The following is a 17,358-nucleotide window of genomic DNA, read 5'->3' as shown; positions in this document are numbered from 1 at the left end:
CACGACGGCCCGCGGTCGACGTACCACCGGTTCCACCGGGGACCGATGCCCACAACCCTTGGAGGGCATGGCAGTCTTAGGACATGGCCGCGCAGATCAACCCCAGCATTCTGTCCGCAGACTTCGCCCGCCTCGCGGACGAGGCGAAGGCCGTGGAAGGAGCCGACTGGCTCCACGTCGACGTCATGGACAACCATTTCGTCCCTAACCTCACGCTCGGCGTGCCGGTCGTAGAGTCGCTGGCCCGTGCGACGGACACCCCGCTGGACTGCCACCTGATGATCGAGGCCCCCGATCGGTGGGCGCCCCAGTACGTGGAAGCGGGGGCCGGTTCGGTCACCTTCCATGTCGAGGCCGCCGCAGCTCCGGTCCGGCTCGCCCGGGAGATCCGTGCCAAGGGCGCCCGTGCCTCCATGGCCCTGAAGCCCGCGACCCCCATCGAGCCGTACGAGGACCTGCTCCCCGAGCTCGACATGCTGCTGATCATGACGGTCGAACCGGGCTTCGGGGGACAGGCCTTCCTCGACATCATGCTTCCGAAGATTCGCCGCACCCGCGAGTTGATCAGCAAGCACGGACTGGAGCTCTGGCTCCAGGTCGACGGCGGAGTTTCGGCTTCCACCATCGAGCGCTGCGCCGATGCCGGAGCCGACGTCTTCGTGGCCGGATCGGCGGTCTACGGGGCAAACGACCCGGCCGAAGCGGTACGTGCACTACGCACCCAGGCCGATGCGGCGACGGCGAAGGCCTCCTGGGCCTGCAACCACTGAGCCACAGCAAAGTGAACGGCTCTCATCAGGGCTGATCGACCGCGCCACATCTGCAAGGATGAACGGCGAATCCAGAGTGTGAACAGCAGTGAGGAGATCGCCGTGTCGGGTATGTCGGCGGGCCGGTCAGCCATGCGGATGGGACCCGCTGAGCTGGTGCAGGCGGCGGCCATGGCCCGCCGCTTCTACCTCGAGGGGAAGTCCAAGATCCAGATCGCGGAGGAGTTCGGCGTCAGCCGCTTCAAGGTGGCCCGGGTCCTGGAGACCGCCCTCGAACGGGATCTCGTACGTATCGAGATCCGTGTGCCGGCCGAGCTGGACGCCGAGCGCTCGGACGCGCTCCGCGCCCGCTACGGCCTCAGGCACGCCGTCGTGGTCGAGTCCCCGGCCGAGGCCGAGGAGACGCCCGACCCCGAGAACCTGGGAGAAGTGGCCGCCGACCTGCTCGGCGAACTGGTCAACGAGGGGGATGTGCTGGGCCTGGCCTGGGGCCGCTCCACCATCCACATGGCGGCGGCGCTCGACCGGCTGCCGCCCTGCACGGTGGTGCAGCTGACCGGTGTGTACGACGCCGGGACCGCCGAGCGCGGCTCGGTGGAGGCCGTGCGCCGCGCCGCTCAGGTGTCCGGCGGGGACGCCCACCCCATCTACGCCCCGATGCTGCTGCCCGACGCGGCCACGGCCACGGCACTGCGCAACCAGACGGGGATCGCCCGTGCCTTCGAGCACTTCGACAAGGTCACCGTCGCCTGTGTCTCCATCGGCTCCTGGGAGCCGGGCATCTCCACGGTGCACGACATGCTCAGCGACGAGGAGCGTGCGCACTACGCCTCCCTCGGTGTCGCCGCCGAGATGTCCGCGCACCTCTTCGACGCCGAGGGTCGCCGGGTCGGCCGGGACCTGGGCGAGCGGTGCATCACCGTGAAGGCCGACCAGCTGCGCCGGATTCCCGAGGTCGTCGCCATCGCGGGTGGGCAGCGCAAGGGACCCGCGATCGACGCGGTGCTGCGGTCCGGGCTCGTCACCAGCCTGGTGACGGACACCTCGGCCGCCGACTATCTGATGACGGCCGGACCGGCGCCGAAGTCCGCGCTCAACCGGTCCGACCCGGACGGGGTCTGACGGGTGGCCGGACCGGAGCACGGCGTGCACGACCCGGCGGGCCGGATCGTGCTCGTCCTGGACCTGGACGGGGTCACGGACAAGGCGGGCCTCATGGACCGCTGCGCCCGTGATCTGGCCCTGCCCGACTGGTTCGGCCGCAACTGGGACGCCCTCGCCGACTGCCTGGCCGACCCCGCCCTCTGGCCCGAGGGAGCCGGGGAGCGGGGACTGCTGGTGGTCGTGCGGGGCTGGCGGACGTACGCCGAGACGCGGCCCGAGGAGTGGCAGGTCGCCGAGGAGATCTTCGCCGAGGCGACGGACCGGGGCCCGGGGCTCTTCGTGACCCTCGGCCTTGGAGAATCCTCCGAGAGGCCCCCTGACCAGCCTGGATGATCCGCTGGGGGTCGGTCGGGGGTCCGCCATGGGAGAATGAAGTACGTGCTCTTTCCCCCTGGCCGGCCGGTCCGGGGGTCACCTCTGATCGACTGGGATGTGCAGCACGTGCGTTTCCTCAATGACATCCAGCCCGGGTACGACCTGACGTACGACGACGTCTTCATGGTGCCGAGCCGCTCCTCGGTGGGCTCGCGGCAGGCCGTCGACCTCGGCTCCCCGGACGGCACGGGCACCACCATCCCGCTCGTCGTCGCCAACATGACCGCCATCGCCGGCCGCCGCATGGCCGAGACCGTGGCCCGCCGCGGCGGCCTCGTGGTGATACCCCAGGACATCCCGAACGACGTGGTCACCGACGTCGTCTCCTGGGTGAAGAGCCGGCACCTGGTGCTGGACACCCCGATCATCCTGTCCCCGCACCAGACCGTCGCGGACGCGCTGGGGCTGCTGCCCAAGCGGGCGCACAACGCCGGTGTCGTCGTCGACGAGAACCACAAGCCCATCGGCGTGGTCACCGACTCCGACCTCTCCGGTGTGGACCGCTTCACGCAGCTCGCCGAGGTCATGTCCCGCGATCTGCTGCTCATCGACGCGGACAAGGACCCGGGCGAGGCCTTCAACACCCTCGACCACGCCAACCGCCGCTACGCCCCCGCGGTCAACCAGGACGGCACGCTCGCCGGCATCCTGACCCGCAAGGGCGCCCTGCGCGCCACCCTCTACACGCCGGCCACCGACGCGCGGGGGCGGCTGCGCATCGCCGCCGCCGTCGGCATCAACGGCGACGTCGCGGGCAAGGCCCAGGAGTTGCTGGACGCGGGCGTCGACGCGCTCGTCATCGACACGGCGCACGGTCACCAGGAGTCGATGATCAGCGCCCTGAAGCTGGTGCGCGACCTCGACCCGCAGGTGCCGATCGTCGCGGGCAACGTGGTCGCCGCCGCGGGCGTGCGCGACCTGATCGAGGCGGGCGCGGACATCGTCAAGGTCGGTGTCGGCCCCGGCGCCATGTGCACCACGCGCATGATGACCGGCGTCGGCCGGCCGCAGTTCTCCGCCGTCCTGGAGTGCGCCGCCGAGGCGAAGAAGTACGGCAAGCACGTGTGGGCAGACGGTGGTGTCCGCCACCCCCGTGACGTGGCCATGGCCCTCGCGGCCGGCGCGTCCAACGTCATGGTCGGCTCCTGGTTCGCCGGCACCTACGAGTCCCCGGGCGACCTGCAGCACGACGCCCAGGGCCGCGCCTACAAGGAGTCCTTCGGCATGGCGTCCGCCCGGGCCGTGCGCAACCGCACCTCGGAGGAGTCGGCGTACGACCGCGCCCGCAAGGCGCTGTTCGAGGAGGGCATCTCCACCTCCCGGATGTTCCTCGACCCGGCCCGCCCGGGCGTCGAGGACCTGATCGACTCGATCATCGCGGGCGTCCGCTCCTCGTGCACCTATGCCGGTGCCGGCTCCCTGGAGGAGTTCGCCGAGAAGGCCATCGTCGGTATCCAGAGCGCCGCCGGCTATGCGGAGGGCAAGCCCCTGCACGCCAGCTGGAGCTGACGCCCCGACACCCTTCGTGAGGCCCCCGGTGAAAGCCGGGGGCCGTTCCGCACGCCGGGTCCTGCCGTCGGTGCAGGGAGATCGCCGAGTGCGGGGCCGGGGACATCGAGGTGCTGGAGCGCTTCATGCCGCCCCACGGCGTCGACGGCCACCACGTCGCCCGTTTCGCCCACGGTGGCGTTCGTCGACCGCCGGGTCCACCTGGGCTCCGACGGTGTGCGGCACGGGCGAGCCGATCCCTGCGCGTTCCTGGTCAGAGGCCCTCTGCAGGGGCCTCGCGCAACGCTCGACAGCCCCCCCGCAACGAACACCCGTCGAACCACCAGGAACGCAATGATCTTACGCGTATGCGCAAGGTTGCTGCATTTCACCAGCAACGCCGATGCTCGTAGGCTGTCGCCTCGTACGTGGCGCGGCGGGGACTCCGCTCGGTGGGTCCCTGCTCAAGGGCGCCCGCGGTCCCCGCCGCCCTGAACGGCAGCGATAAGGAGCCAGCGCGTGCTCGACCAAGGCGCACCCCCGCAGAACCCAGGCCCCACGGCGGCCTCCGAACCCCCCGGCGTCGGCGCGCGCCTCATGCGCCGCAAGCCGGTGGAACGCCTGGTCGCGGAGGGTGGCCAGGGCGAGGGTGGGTCACTGCGCCGCACCCTCGGGCTGTGGCAGCTGACCATGATCAGCATCGGCGCGACGCTGGGCACCGGCATCTTCGTCGTCCTCGGCGAGGCCGTCCCCAAGGCGGGCCCGGCCGTCACCCTCGCCTTCGTGATCGCCGGACTCACCGCCCTGTTCTCGGCCCTGTCCTACGCCGAGCTGGCCGGCACCATCCCGGTCTCCGGATCCTCGTATTCGTATGCGTATGCAACGATGGGTGAGCTGATCGCCTGGATATGCGGCTGGTGCCTGGTCCTGGAGTACGGCGTGTCGGTGGCCGCCGTCGCCGTCGGCTGGGGCGAGTACCTCAACGAACTGCTCGACGGCACCATCGGCGTCACCATCCCGGCCGCCCTGTCCGCCCCGCCCGGCGACGGCGGCGTGTTCAACCTGCCGGCGCTGATCGTCGTGCTGCTCGCGATGGCGTTCCTGCTGGGCGGCGCCCGCGAGTCCGCCCGCGCCAACACCGTCATGGTGATCGTGAAGATCGCCGCGCTGGTGCTGTTCTGCGCCATCGGCGTCCAGGGCTTCCGCTCCGGCAACTACGAGAACTTCATGCCGCTCGGCATGGCGGGCGTCAGCGCGGCCGGCGCCACGCTGTTCTTCTCCTACATCGGCTTCGACGCCGCCTCCACCGCCGGCGAGGAGGCCAAGAACGCCCAGCGCGATCTGCCGCGCGCGATCATGCTGTCGCTGGTCATCGTCACCGCGCTGTACGTCCTCGTCGCCGCCGTCGCGGTCGGCGCCAAGCCCTGGAAGGGCTTCACCGACTCCGAAGCCGCCCTCGCCCAGATCATGCGCGAGGTCACCGGGCAGACCTTCTGGGGAACCCTGCTGGCGTTCTGCGCGGTCATCGCCATCGCGAGCGTGGTGCTGACCGTGCTGTACGGCCAGACCCGCATCCTGTTCGCCATGTCCCGCGACGGTCTCGTGCCGAAGGTGTTCGCCAAGGTCCACCCGAAGACCGGCGCCCCCCGCGCCAACACCCTGATCGTGTCGCTGTTCTGCGGTGTCCTGGCCGCCGCGGTCCCGCTCGGGCAGCTCGCCGACGCCACCAGCATCGGCACCCTGTTCGCCTTCGCGCTCGTCAACGTGGCCGTCGTCGTGCTGCGCCGGACCAAGCCGGACATGCCGCGCACCTTCCGAGTGCCGCTCTCCCCGGTCCTGCCCGCGCTGGGCTTCGCCTTCTGCATCTGGATGATGGGCAGCCTGCCGACCGTCACCTGGGTGGTCTTCGGTGTCTGGATGGCCGCCGGGCTCATGTTCTACTTCCTGTACGGCTACCGCCGATCCCGACTCGCGCCATCCGAAAAGTGAACGACCCACTGTGCTGAACGATCTCGACGAACGCATCGTGCACGCCCTCGCCGAGGACGCCCGCCGCTCCTACGCCGACATCGGCTCACTCGTCGGCCTGTCCGCGCCCGCCGTGAAACGGCGCGTGGACCGGCTGCGGGCCACCGGAGCCATCACCGGCTTCACCGTACGGGTGGACCCGGGCGCCCTCGGCTGGGAGACCGAGGGGTTCGTCGAGATCTACTGCCGCGGGAACACCTCCCCGGAGACCATCCAGCGGGGCCTGGAGCGCTACCAGGAGGTCGTGGCCGCGTCCACCGTCACGGGGGACGCGGACGCGGTCGCCCAGGTCTTCGCCTCCGACATGCGGCACTTCGAACGGGTTCTGGAACGGATCGCGGGCGAACCGTTCGTCGAGCGGACCAAGTCCGTGCTCGTGCTCTCGCCGCTGCTGCGGCGCTTCTCGTCGGGTTCGCCCACGTAACTCCGTGGCCCGGCGCACGCCACACCTCTAGCCTGGGTGTCATGACCTGGCGACATTGATCCACCAGCCGTGCCTCCCGAGGACCGCCTCGGCCGCCGTACCTCCGGCGTCCGATCCGTCCTTCCGGGAAGGCCTCATGACACTCCCACCCGCACGCGTGCAGGCGACCGGTGCCCGCCGTCTGACGCGCACGCTGTACGGCTACGCGTTCCTCGACGACTTCGTCCTGCTCTACCCGGTGTACGCGCTGCTCTTCGCCGACACCGGCATGTCGCTCTGGCAGATCTCCTCCCTGTTCGGCCTGTGGTCGATCACCTCGGTGGTGCTGGAAGTGCCCTCCGGCGCCTGGGCCGACGCCATGTCGCGCCGGAGGCTGCTGTGGATCGGCCCGCTGCTCACCGCCGGCGGCTTCGCTCTGTGGGTGGCCGTCCCGTCGTACGGGGCCTTCGCGGCCGGCTTCGTCCTGTGGGGCGCGGGCGGGGCCCTCGGCTCCGGCGCTCTGGAAGCGCTGGTCTACGACGAGTTGGACCGGCTCGGTGCCGCCGACCGGTACGCGCGGGTCATGGGCCGGGCCCGGGCCGCGCGGATGGTGGGCACGGTGGCCTCCACCGGCCTGGCGGGGCCCGTTCTCGGCCTGGGCGGCTACCCGGCCGTCGCTGCCGCGAGTGTCCTGGCCTGCGTCCTGGCCGCCGTCACCGCGACCAGGTTCCCGGAACACCGGGTGCGGCCGGAGAGCGCCGACGACAACTGGGCGACGGCCGTGCGGGCCGGGTTCGCCGAGGTCCGCGGGGACCGTGCGGTACGCGGCGCCGTGCTGCTGATCCCGGCCGTGGCCGCCGTGTGGGGCGCACTCGACGAGTACACCCCCCTGCTGATCCGGCAGATCGGCTTCGCCGAGGCGACGGTGCCCTATCTGGTCATGCTGATCTGGGCCGGCGTCACCGTCGGCAGCCTCCTCACAGGCCCGGCCGAGCGCCTCGGCACGACCGGGCTCGCGGTGCTGCTCACGGGCGCCGCCCTCGCCCTCGCGGTGGGAGCCCTGGCCCGCTCACTGACCGGAGTCGTCCTCCTCGGCCTCGCCTTCGCCGGGTTCCAGCTGGCCGAGGTACTGGCCGACGTCCGGCTCCAGCACCGCATCGACGACTCCCGCCGGGCCACGCTCACCTCCGTGGCGGGCCTGGGCACCGAGCTGGCCACGGTCGCCACGTTCGGCGTGTACGCGCTGCTCGGCACCGACATGGCGCACAGCACGGTCTTCGCGGTACTCGCCCTTCCCTACCTGGTGACGGCCCTGGCCCTGGCTAGAGCTCGGGCTGCCACGGCACGACCGTGAAGTCGCCCGTCCCCTTCTCGACCTTCTCGAAGGGGGCGGAGCTCACGCACTTGGGCAGCGCCTTGGTGTCGACGGGGCTGCCCGTGGCGGCCCAGCTGTAGCCGAGCCGGTCATGGCGGCCGAGGTCGTGCACGGTGACGCCGACCCGCTTGCCCTCGGCACCCGGCAGGTCGGACTCGGTGACGACGCCGGAGACGACGGCGACCTTGCCCCCGGTCAGCAGGCAGTCGACCTTCACCTCGGCCCGGGCGCCCTCGCCGTTCAGGTAGTGGCTGAACTCGAAGGTGCCGGTGGCCTTCGACGGGTCGGCCTTGTCCTCGGCGGCCAGATGCGCGTCGAACGAGAAGGTGATGTCGTCCCCGGCCGAGCGGTACAGCTTGGCGGTGCCGGTGAGGGCTGCGGCCTCCCGAGGGCGGGGTTCCGACGCGGTCGCCCGCTGCCGGGGTGTGTCCGACGCGGTCGCCCGCTGCCCGGGTGTGTCCGACGCGGTCGCGGCCGAGGCCACCCCGGCCGTGAGGAGCAGCGCGGAGCCGAGCACGACGATCTTCGTACGGCGCTTCATTGCGTTCCTTTCCGCAGGTCGAGTGGACAGCCCTTACTCTCCCGGCCCGGCGGGGGCAGGACATCGCGCCCGGGGCGGGACCCCGCCTCCGCCGTACGGCGGGGGAGACCGCACGGAGCTGCGCTCCGGGGAGGAGCGCGGGTCCGACCCGAGGCGCGCAACGAATCGCCGCCGGGCCCGCCACGCACGCAACGAACCGTTCACCGGCGCGCAACGGCTCCTGCTTGTCCGCCCTGGTCAGCCGCCCGTACCGTCTACGTGGCCCCCAAAGGTCCCCCAATCCCCCTTCCGCCCGGTGAGGATCACGCATGCGTACCGCCCTGCTCCAGAGCTCCGGCCGACCCGGCTCCACCGTCGAGAACCTCAAGGTCCTCGACGAGGCCGCGGGCCGGGCCGCCGCCGCGGGCGCCGGGCTGCTGGTCACGTCCGAGCTGTTCCTGACGGGGTACGCGATCGGCGACGAGATCGGCCGGCTCGCCGAGTCCGCCGACGGCGACTGCGCGGACGCCGTAGCCGAGATCGCGACGAGCCACCGCCTGGCGATCGCCTACGGCTACCCCGAGCGGGCCGGCGAGTCCGTGTTCAACTCCGTCCAGCTGATCTCCGCCGACGGCACCCGCCTCGCCAACCACCGCAAGACGCACCTCTTCGGCTGCTTCGAGCGCGACCACTTCACCCCCGGGGACCTGCCGGTCGTCCAGGCCGAGATCGACGGCCTCAGGGTCGGTCTTCTGATCTGCTACGACGTGGAGTTCCCGGAGAACGTCCGTGCCCATGCCCTGGCCGGCACCGATCTGCTCCTCGTCCCCACCGCGCAGATGCACCCGTTCCAGTTCGTCGCCGAGTCGATGATCCCGGTGCGCGCCTTCGAGAACCAGATGTACGTCGCGTACGTCAACCGGGTCGGCCGGGAGGGCGAGTTCGAGTTCGTGGGGCTGTCCACGCTCGCCGGGCCCGACGGGGTGGCCCGGACCCGGGCCGGACGCGGTGAGGAACTCGTGCTCGCCGACGTCGACCCGGCCTTCCTCGCCGCATCGCGCGAGAACAACCCGTATCTGCGGGACCGGCGGCCCGGCCTGTACGGCCCGCTCGTCTGAACCCCCCTGAACCCGAACCGCCCGTTCGTCCCCGTGCAAGGAGTCCGTACCCCATGACGTCCACCGTGCCCAACGCCGTCGAGCACGCTGACGCGCAGCAGCCGCCGATCACCATGTTCGGCCCGGACTTCCCGTACGCCTACGACGACTTCCTCGCCCACCCGGCGGGCCTCGGGCAGATCCCCGCGACCGAGCACGGCACGGAGGTCGCGGTCATCGGCGGCGGCCTGTCCGGCATCGTCGCCGCGTACGAGCTGATGAAGATGGGTCTCAAGCCGGTCGTGTACGAGGCCGACCAGATCGGCGGCCGGCTGCGCACGGTGGGCTTCGACGGGTGCGACGAGTCCCTCACCGCCGAGATGGGCGCGATGCGCTTCCCGCCGTCCTCCACGGCCCTGCAGCACTACATCGACCTGGTCGGCCTTCACACGCGGCCGTTCCCCAACCCGCTGTCGGAGGCGACCCCCTCGACCGTCGTCGACCTCAAGGGCGAGTCGCACTACGCCGAGACGATCGGCGACCTGCCGCAGGTCTACCGGGACGTCGCCGAGGCGTGGAACCGGTGCCTGGAGGAGGGCGCCGACTTCTCCGACATGAACCGGGCCCTGCGCGAGCGGGACGTCCCGCGCATCCGCGAGATCTGGTCCAAGCTCGTCGAGAAGCTCGACAACCAGACCTTCTACGGCTTCCTCTGCGACTCCGAGGCGTTCAAGTCCTTCCGGCACCGCGAGATCTTCGGCCAGGTCGGCTTCGGCACGGGCGGCTGGGACACCGACTTCCCCAACTCCATCCTGGAGATCCTGCGCGTCGTCTACACCGAGGCGGACGACCACCACCGCGGCATCGTCGGCGGCTCCCAGCAGCTGCCGCTGCGTCTGTGGGAGCGCGAGCCGCAGAAGATCGTCCACTGGGCACAGGGGACCTCGCTCGCGACCCTGCACGAGGGTGGCGAGCCCCGCCCGGCGGTGACCCGGCTGCACCGCACCGCCGGCAACCGCATCACGGTGACCGACGCGGACGGCGACATCCGCACCTTCCAGGCGGCGATCTTCACCGCCCAGTCCTGGATGCTGCTGTCGAAGATCGCCTGCGACGACTCGCTCTTCCCGATCGACCACTGGACGGCGATCGAGCGCACCCACTACATGGAGAGCTCGAAGCTGTTCGTGCCGGTCGACCGGCCCTTCTGGCTGGACAAGGACGAGGAGACGGGCCGGGACGTCATGTCGATGACGCTCACCGACCGTATGACGCGCGGGACCTACCTGCTCGACGACGGCCCGGACAAGCCCGCCGTCATCTGCCTGTCCTACACCTGGTGCGACGACAGTCTGAAGTGGCTGCCGCTGTCCGCGAACGAGCGGATGGAGGTCATGCTGAAGTCGCTCGGCGAGATCTATCCCAAGGTCGACATCCGGGGGCACATCATCGGCAACCCGGTGACGGTCTCCTGGGAGAACGAGCCCTACTTCATGGGCGCGTTCAAGGCCAACCTGCCCGGCCACTACCGCTACCAGCGGCGCCTGTTCACGCACTTCATGCAGGACCGGCTGCCCGAGGACAAGCGCGGCATCTTCCTGGCCGGCGACGACATCTCCTGGACGGCCGGCTGGGCCGAGGGGGCCATCCAGACCGCCCTCAACGCGGTCTGGGGCGTCATGCACCACCTCGGCGGTACGACCGACCCGACCAACCCGGGCCCGGGCGACCTCTTCGACGAGATCGCGCCGGTCGAACTGCCGGAGGACTAGCGGAAGCCCGGCTCGGCCAGGGGCGTGAGCAGCATGCGCCCCGCGAAGCCCACCGCCGTGTCCAGGCGCTCGGTGAACTCGCCCGCGACATCGGGGAGATCACGCAGGGCCCACAGAGCCCGGGCCGCCGTCCACGCCGCGTCCCGGGCGCGGTCCAGGCTCCAGGAGCCGAGCAGGTGGGTCAGCGGGTCGGCGATCCGGAAAAGGTCGGGTCCCGGCATCAGATCGTCGCGGATGCGCTCCTCCAGCGAGACGAGGAGATCGCCCACCATGTCGAACTCGTCCTCCAGATCGACGGGTGCGCAGCCGAGCGTACGGCAGGTGTCCACGACGGCCAGCGCCAGATCGTGCCCGATGTGCGCGTTGATGCCCGCCAGCGCGAACTGCAGGGGACGTACTCCGGGGTGGCGGCGGAACTGGAACAGCGGCCGCCAGCAGGCGGGTGGGCGCCGCTCGTCCGCCGCCGGCTCGACGGCCGCCAGGTACCGCTGCGCGAACCGTACGTCCAGCGTGATCGCGGCGTGGGCGTCCGCGAACCGGCCGGCGTCGACGTACCGGTCCACCGCCTCCGTCACGGCGAGGTAGACACGGTTGAACACCGCCACCCCGTCCCGCGGGTGCAGGGCCGCGTCGAGGGCGCGCATACGGGAGATGACGGTGTCGACCGGAGTGTCCACGGCTGGGGGGAGTTGTTCGCATCGCGGCATGCGGGCAGAGTCGCAGCTCTAGGCTGGCGGGAGTACCGGCGGGCCCGGCGCTTCCCCGGAACGGGGGAACACCGTCCGCCGCCGGGGGAGGGGGAGCAGCACCGTGGCAGGCTCGCGTGCCCAGCGCCTGGCCGCCCGCAGGGCCGGGCGCAGGCGCGCAGCCCGGCGCGGCGCGATGGTCGTGGCGGCCTCCGTCGTCGTCGCGGCCGGCGCCGTCGCGGGCGTGCTCTCCGGATTCGACGACAGACCGGCCACGGACGAGGCCGCGCCCGCCGAGGTGTCGGCGTCGCCCCGCCCGGCGCCCCTGCCGGCCGTGCCGTCGCCGTCCGCGCCGCCCACCACCGAGTCCGCCTCCCCCTCACCGGCGCCGTCCGCGCGCCGGACGCGGAGCCCGTCGCCGTCACGGACCGGGACGAAGAGGGAACACACCACCACCGTGCCCGGACGGCTCTACCGCCACCCCGATTCCCAGGTGCTCGACTGGGTCCGCTCCCACTCCGGCGACCCCCGGCACGCGGTCATCGCGTCCCGTATCGCCGAGCAGCCGGCGGCCGTCTGGTTCGCCGACTACTCCCCGCAGACCGTCACCGCCCGGGTCGCCGCGGTGACGTCGGGCGGGGCCGCGCTGGGCCGCGTCCCGGTCGTCGTGCCGTACACGATCCCCGGCCGGGACTGCGGGGGCCACTCCCAGGGCGGGGCGCCCGATCTGGACGCCTACGACGCGTGGATCGACCGGTTCGCGGCGGGGCTGGGCTCCGGAGAGGTCATCGTCGTCCTGGAGCCGGACTCGGTCGCCCAGACCGAGTGCCTCTCCGCAGGCGCACGCGCGGACCGCTTCGCCTCTCTGGCCCGGGCCGGCCGGGTGCTGAAGGCCGCCAACCCCCGGGCTCGTGTGTACTTCGACGCGGGGCACTCGGGCTGGAACGCGCCCGCCAGACAGGCTGCTTGGCTGCGACAGGCCGGTGCCGCCTCGCCCGTATCCTCCGACGGCATCTTCAGCAACGTCTCCAACTTCCACACCACCGCCGACGAGGTCGCCTACGACCGGCGCATCCTCGACGAGCTCGGCGGCCCGGCGAGCCTCGGCGCGGTCATCGACACCAGCCGCAACGGCAACGGCGCCCCGCCCGACGGCGAGTGGTGCGACCCCGAGGGACGCAAGCTCGGCCGGGCCCCGACCCTGAGCACAGGCGCATCGCGGATCGACGCCTACCTGTGGGTGAAGCTGCCGGGGGAGTCGGACGGCTGCAAGGGCAGGCCGGGGACGTTCACGGCCTCGTACGCCTACGACTTGGCTTCGTCCGACTCGGCGTCGTCGTAGGAGGAGGTGCCCTCGTCGAGCAGCGGCGCCTGCGTCTTCAAGTGGGACGGGGCGAAGGCCCGCAGGGCGTGGTAGCCGGTGATGACGACCACCGTGCCGAGCGCGATGCCGCTCAGTGAGAACGTGTCGGAGAACTTCAGGGAGACATTGCCGACGCCGATGATGATGCCCGCAGCCGCCGGGACCAGGTTCAGCGGATTGCGCAGATCCACCTTGGCATTGATCCAGATCTGCGCGCCCAGCAGGCCGATCATGCCGTACAGGATGACGGTGATGCCGCCGAGCACGCCGCCCGGGATCGCCGCCACGACCGCGCCGAACTTCGGGCAGATGCCGAACAGCAGGGCGAAGCCGGCGGCGGCCCAGTACGCGGCCGTCGAGTACACGCGGGTCGCGGCCATCACGCCGATGTTCTCGGAGTACGTCGTGTTGGGCGGGCCGCCGACCGCGGTGGACAGCATCGAGCCGACGCCGTCGGCCGCGATCGCCGTGCCGAGCTTGTCGTCCAGCGAGTCACCGGTCATCTCGCCGACCGCCTTCACATGCCCGGCGTTCTCCGCGACCAGGGCGATGACGACCGGCAGGGCGACCAGGATCGCCGACCACTCGAAGGACGGGGCGTGCAGCGTCGGCAGCCCGATCCAGTCGGCCTGGCCCACGCCGGAGAGGTCCAGCCGCCAGTGGTCGGTGACCTTGCCGCTCGCGTCCACCGAGTGGATCCTGCCGAAGACCAGGTCGAACACCCAGGAGATGCCGTACCCGAAGACCAGCCCCAGGAAGATCGCGATCCGGGACCAGAAGCCCCGCAGACAGACCACCGCCAGCCCGGTGAACAGCATCACCAGCAGGGCCGTCCACTGGTCCTGCGGCCAGTACGTCGAGGCCGTCACCGGCGCAAGGTTGAAGCCGATCAGCATCACCACCGCGCCGGTCACGATCGGCGGCATCGCGGCGTGGATGATCCGCGCGCCGAACCGCCGCACGGCGAGCCCCACCAGGAACAGTGCGCCCCCGACGACGAACACGGCTCCCGTGACGGTCGCGCTGCTGCCTCCCTGCGCCCGGATGACCGCCGCCACGCCGACGAAGGAGAGCGAGCAGCCCAGGTAGCTGGGCACGCTGCCGCGGGTGGCCAGCAGGAACACGACGGTCGCGACGCCCGACATCATGATCGCCAGGTTCGGGTCCAGACCCATCAGGACCGGTGCCACGAAGGACGCGCCGAACATCGCCACGACGTGCTGTGCGCCGAGGCCTGCCGTGCGGGGCCAGGAGAGCCGCTCGTCGGGGCGGACCACCGCGCCGGGCGCCGGGGTGCGTCCGTCGCCGTGCAGTTTCCAGCGGACGCCGAGATCCATGGTGCGGTTTCGCTTTCGTCGTGCGGGCGAGTGTCCGGACCATTGTCGGGGTGCGCCCATCGTGCTGATGACCGGGGCGGGTGTCCTCAGAGCCGCGGGTCGGGAACCGCCGCGTCCGTCCGGCCGATCTTCGTCCGCTCGCCGGGCCGCAGCACACCCGCGAACGCCACCAGGCCGCACGACAGCACCGTGACCAGGCAGAACGACACCATCAGGCTCGTCGCCTGCGCCAGCATCCCGATCGCGCTCGGCGCGATCAGCCCCGAGGTGTACGTGATGGTCGCGACACCCGCGATGGCCAGGCTCGGGTTGGAACCGCTGCGGCCGGCGGCGGCGAAGCACAGCGGCACGACGACGGCGATGCCCAGCCCCATCAGCGCGAACCCGCTCATCGCCACAGCCGGATGGTCCGCGACGACGATCAGCAGCCCGCCGAGGACGGCGAACACCCCGCTCGCCCGCACCGTCCGCACGGCGCCGAAGCGGTCCACGACCTTGTCACCGGCGAGCCGGGCGACGGCCATGGTGAGCGTGAAGCCCGTGGTGCACGCCGCCGCGAGACCGGCCGAGGTCTCCAGCTGCTCACGCAGATAGACCGCCGACCAGTCCAGGCTCGCGCCCTCCGCGAACACCGCGCAGAACCCGATGGCGCCGATGAGCAGCGCCGATCGGGGCGGCAGCGCGAACCGCGGCGGCGGCTCCTCGTCCTCGGCGGGCTGCAGGTCGAGCACCCACTGGCAGGACAGCACCCCGACGACGGTGAGGACGGCGGCGGCGAGGGCGTGGTGCAGCCGGGCGTCGGAGCCGAGGTGCGCGGCGAGTGTGCCGGCCGCCGAGCCGACCAGGGCGCCCGCGCTCCACATGCCGTGGAGCCCCGACATGATCGACCGGCCGAGCCGGTTCTCGACCTCGACGCCCAGCGCGTTCATGGCCACGTCCGCCATGCCGGCCGTCGCGCCGTACGTGAACAGGGCCAGGCAGAGCGTGAGGAGGTTCGGGGCGAGGGACGGCAGGACGAGCGACAGCGTCCACAGGGCGATCAACCCGCGCAGTGCGTTGCGGGCACCGAAGCGGTGGCTGATGCTGCCGGCGAGCGGCATCGCCACGGACGCGCCGAGCGCGGGGAAGGCGAGCGCGATCCCCAACTGGCCCGCGCTCACGCCCGCGTGGTCCTGGATCCACGGCACGCGGGTCGCGAACGAGCCCGTCACGGCGCCGTGCACGGCGAAGACGGCGGCCACGGCGTACCGGGACCGCTTCACCTCGCGCTGTTCGTCGACCACGTTGCCCATTCTGCGGTCCCCCTCAAGGTCTCTGCCGTGTTCCGTGACCGGTGGCGGGCGTAAACTATCAGGAACCCTGCCTGATAATAAGAGGGTTTTCCGCTGGTCGCGGCCGACGGCCCCGTCGATCTGGGAGGATCCGCGCATGCCCGCATCCCCGAGCACCGCCCGGGCCATCAACGACCGGCTCGCCCTGCGTCTGCTCCAGCAGGAAGGGCCGTTGACGGCAGGGCAGTTGAAGCAGCTGACCGGTCTGTCCCGGCCCACCGTCGCCGACCTCGTCGAACGCCTCACCGCCGCCGGGCTGATCGCGGTGGTGGGCGAGGCGGGGGAGCAGCGACGCGGCCCCAACGCGAAGGTCTACGGCATCGTCGCCGACCGGGCGCACCTGGCCGCCCTCGACGTCCGTACCGAGAGTGTCGCCGTGGCCGTCGCGGATCTGGTGGGGCGGGTGCTGGCCGAGGCGTCGGTGCCCATCGGGGACGGCGCCGGCACGGGCCCCGCCGTGGAGCAGGCGGTCACGCTGGTCGAGCGCGTGGCCAAGGAAGCCGGTGCCGACCGTCTGCACACCGTGGGGATCGGGGCGCCCGGCCTGATCGACCCGTCCAGCGGCGAGCTGCGCGACTCCTCCGGACTGCCTGAGTGGCACCGCCGGTTCGTCGCCACCCTCCAGGAGCGGCTGCCCGAGGCCCGCGTCAGTGTCGAGAACGAGACGAACCTCGCGGCGCTGGCCGAGCAGCGCGACGGGGCGGCCAGGGACCGGGACACCTTCGTCCTGCTGTGGCTCGGCCATGCACCGGGAGCAGCCGTGGTCCTCGACGGCGCCCTCCGCCGCGGAGCCTCCGGCGGCACCGGCGAGATCGGCTTCCTCCCCGTCCCCGGCACGACCGCGCTGCCGTCCTCGACGGGCTGCGAGGGGGGATTCCATTCCCTGGCCTCGTCGGCTGCGGTCGTGGAACTCGCTGCCGAGTGCGGGGTGCCGGTGGAGCCGGGGCAGGAGGCGTCGCAGGCGGGGGTCGTGCGGGCGGCGGTCGGGGTGGTGCGGGGGGCGGTGGCTCAGGTCGGGGAAGTGGGAGCGGCGGCCGGGCCCCCCGAGGAGCACTCGCCTGCCGGCCCCGCCGACCGTTTCCTCGACGCCCTCGCCGATCGCCTGGCCGTCGGAGTCGCCTCGGTCGTCGCGATCCTGGACCCCGGGTGCGTGGTGCTCGGGGGTGAGGTCGGTCAGGCCGGCGGCGAGGAGCTCGCCGCACGCGTGCAGGACCGCATCGGCCGGATGACACCGCTGCCGACGGAGGTACGTACGGCCACCCTGGGCGGCGGCGCGGTCCTGCGAGGTGCGCTGCTCACGGCTCGGGACCGCGCCCAGGAGGAACTGTTCCCGCCGGGGGAGCGGCTGCCACAGCCGTTCCCGGGCTGGTAGGACGTGACGCCCTGGCCGTCGCGTCCTGGCGCCGACGCCCGTGGCCGCCGCTTCCCGCCCTGCCCCTTGGCTGCCGCCCGTCGCCCTGCCCCCTGGTGCCTAGGCCCCGGACCGGCCCTCTCCGTCCCGCTGGCTCCCCGCCCGCACCCGGCCGCTCCCGAACCGCCTCGCCAGGGCGACGCCCTTGGCTGCCGCCCGTCGCCCTGCCCCCTGGTGCCTAGGCCCCGGACCGGCCCTCTCCGTCCCGCTGGCTCCCCGCCCGCACCCGGCCGCTCCC

General features: G+C 71.9%; 15 protein-coding genes. 11 read left to right on the top strand and 4 right to left on the bottom strand.

Annotation, left to right across the window (positions count from 1 at the left end):
- The first annotated feature begins 83 nt into the window (after positions 1-83).
- The 7 genes from rpe (at position 84) to ACZ7EG_RS36355 (ending at position 7,582) form a co-directional block, all read left to right on the top strand.
- Positions 84-770 carry a ribulose-phosphate 3-epimerase gene (gene rpe / locus ACZ7EG_RS36385; RefSeq protein WP_053668333.1) on the top strand — a complete coding sequence of 229 codons (687 nt, stop codon included), beginning with the start codon at positions 84-86 and terminating at the stop codon, positions 768-770.
- 78 nt (positions 771-848) lie between these two features.
- The gene (locus tag ACZ7EG_RS36380) at positions 849-1,892 is read left to right on the top strand and encodes a sugar-binding transcriptional regulator (protein ID WP_392121675.1); all 1,044 of its coding nucleotides are present in this window, start codon (positions 849-851) and stop codon (positions 1,890-1,892) included.
- A 3-nt stretch (positions 1,893-1,895) separates the two neighbouring features.
- Entirely contained in the window at positions 1,896-2,267 is a 372-nt protein-coding gene (locus ACZ7EG_RS36375; protein WP_471088547.1) for a barstar family protein, read from the top strand.
- A 108-nt stretch (positions 2,268-2,375) separates the two neighbouring features.
- Positions 2,376-3,818 (top strand): GuaB1 family IMP dehydrogenase-related protein, encoded by a 1,443-nt coding sequence (locus tag ACZ7EG_RS36370; protein ID WP_471088545.1) that lies wholly within the window; start codon positions 2,376-2,378, stop codon positions 3,816-3,818.
- A 498-nt stretch (positions 3,819-4,316) separates the two neighbouring features.
- A complete protein-coding gene (locus ACZ7EG_RS36365; protein WP_471088543.1) occupies positions 4,317-5,786 on the top strand; it encodes an amino acid permease in 1,470 nt (489 codons plus the stop codon).
- A gap of 10 nt (positions 5,787-5,796) precedes the next feature.
- Positions 5,797-6,249, top strand: a complete 453-nt coding sequence (locus ACZ7EG_RS36360; protein WP_352101059.1) for an Lrp/AsnC family transcriptional regulator — start codon at positions 5,797-5,799, stop codon at positions 6,247-6,249.
- A gap of 136 nt (positions 6,250-6,385) precedes the next feature.
- Entirely contained in the window at positions 6,386-7,582 is a 1,197-nt protein-coding gene (locus ACZ7EG_RS36355) for an MFS transporter (RefSeq protein ID WP_471088541.1), read from the top strand.
- Here ACZ7EG_RS36355 and ACZ7EG_RS36350 read toward each other — a convergent pair.
- Positions 7,551-8,144, bottom strand: coding sequence for a Repetin (locus tag ACZ7EG_RS36350; RefSeq protein WP_471088539.1), 594 nt, complete (start codon positions 8,142-8,144; stop codon positions 7,551-7,553). The genes ACZ7EG_RS36355 and ACZ7EG_RS36350 overlap by 32 nt on opposite strands.
- Before the next feature lie 308 nt (positions 8,145-8,452).
- Here ACZ7EG_RS36350 and ACZ7EG_RS36345 point away from each other — a divergent pair, with 308 nt between their 5' ends.
- Both ACZ7EG_RS36345 and ACZ7EG_RS36340 read left to right on the top strand, forming a co-directional pair.
- The gene (locus tag ACZ7EG_RS36345) at positions 8,453-9,241 is read left to right on the top strand and encodes a carbon-nitrogen hydrolase family protein (RefSeq protein ID WP_471088537.1); all 789 of its coding nucleotides are present in this window, start codon (positions 8,453-8,455) and stop codon (positions 9,239-9,241) included.
- Positions 9,242-9,294: 53 nt separating this feature from the next.
- Complete coding sequence (locus ACZ7EG_RS36340) at positions 9,295-10,992, top strand: flavin monoamine oxidase family protein (protein WP_471088535.1); 1,698 nt, start codon at positions 9,295-9,297, stop codon at positions 10,990-10,992.
- On the opposite strand, the gene ACZ7EG_RS36335 is transcribed toward ACZ7EG_RS36340, so the two are convergent.
- Positions 10,989-11,699 (bottom strand): DUF5995 family protein, encoded by a 711-nt coding sequence (locus ACZ7EG_RS36335; protein WP_471088533.1) that lies wholly within the window; start codon positions 11,697-11,699, stop codon positions 10,989-10,991. The genes ACZ7EG_RS36340 and ACZ7EG_RS36335 overlap by 4 nt on opposite strands.
- 175 nt (positions 11,700-11,874) lie before the next feature.
- Between ACZ7EG_RS36335 and ACZ7EG_RS36330 the strand changes: the two genes are divergently transcribed.
- Complete coding sequence (locus ACZ7EG_RS36330) at positions 11,875-13,020, top strand: glycoside hydrolase family 6 protein (protein ID WP_471088625.1); 1,146 nt, start codon at positions 11,875-11,877, stop codon at positions 13,018-13,020.
- Here ACZ7EG_RS36330 and ACZ7EG_RS36325 read toward each other — a convergent pair.
- Complete coding sequence (locus ACZ7EG_RS36325; protein WP_471088531.1) at positions 12,984-14,378, bottom strand: uracil-xanthine permease family protein; 1,395 nt, start codon at positions 14,376-14,378, stop codon at positions 12,984-12,986. The genes ACZ7EG_RS36330 and ACZ7EG_RS36325 overlap by 37 nt on opposite strands.
- A gap of 86 nt (positions 14,379-14,464) precedes the next feature.
- Positions 14,465-15,670, bottom strand: a complete 1,206-nt coding sequence (locus ACZ7EG_RS36320) for an MFS transporter (RefSeq protein WP_471088529.1) — start codon at positions 15,668-15,670, stop codon at positions 14,465-14,467.
- Between the two features lie 136 nt (positions 15,671-15,806).
- On the opposite strand from ACZ7EG_RS36320, the gene ACZ7EG_RS36315 reads away from it, so the two are divergent.
- The gene (locus ACZ7EG_RS36315) at positions 15,807-17,081 is read left to right on the top strand and encodes an ROK family transcriptional regulator (RefSeq protein ID WP_471088527.1); all 1,275 of its coding nucleotides are present in this window, start codon (positions 15,807-15,809) and stop codon (positions 17,079-17,081) included.
- The last annotated feature ends 277 nt before the right edge of the window (positions 17,082-17,358 follow it).

This window comes from Streptomyces sp. NPDC037100 (genome assembly GCF_055606225.1).
This window is presented reverse-complemented; position numbering and strand designations above follow the sequence as displayed.

Bases quoted from the DNA above. Each gene is read 5' to 3' on its own strand.
- ACZ7EG_RS36325 (WP_471088531.1), bottom strand. From the start codon at position 14,378: ATGGATCTCGGCGTCCGCTGGAAACTGCACGGCGACGGACGCACCCCG.
- ACZ7EG_RS36345 (WP_471088537.1), top strand. From the start codon at position 8,453: ATGCGTACCGCCCTGCTCCAGAGCTCCGGCCGACCCGGCTCCACCGTC.
- ACZ7EG_RS36350 (WP_471088539.1), bottom strand. From the start codon at position 8,144: ATGAAGCGCCGTACGAAGATCGTCGTGCTCGGCTCCGCGCTGCTCCTC.
- rpe (WP_053668333.1), top strand. From the start codon at position 84: ATGGCCGCGCAGATCAACCCCAGCATTCTGTCCGCAGACTTCGCCCGC.
- ACZ7EG_RS36330 (WP_471088625.1), top strand. From the start codon at position 11,875: ATGGTCGTGGCGGCCTCCGTCGTCGTCGCGGCCGGCGCCGTCGCGGGC.
- ACZ7EG_RS36335 (WP_471088533.1), bottom strand. From the start codon at position 11,699: ATGCCGCGATGCGAACAACTCCCCCCAGCCGTGGACACTCCGGTCGAC.
- ACZ7EG_RS36340 (WP_471088535.1), top strand. From the start codon at position 9,295: ATGACGTCCACCGTGCCCAACGCCGTCGAGCACGCTGACGCGCAGCAG.
- ACZ7EG_RS36315 (WP_471088527.1), top strand. From the start codon at position 15,807: ATGCCCGCATCCCCGAGCACCGCCCGGGCCATCAACGACCGGCTCGCC.
- ACZ7EG_RS36320 (WP_471088529.1), bottom strand. From the start codon at position 15,670: ATGGGCAACGTGGTCGACGAACAGCGCGAGGTGAAGCGGTCCCGGTAC.
- ACZ7EG_RS36355 (WP_471088541.1), top strand. From the start codon at position 6,386: ATGACACTCCCACCCGCACGCGTGCAGGCGACCGGTGCCCGCCGTCTG.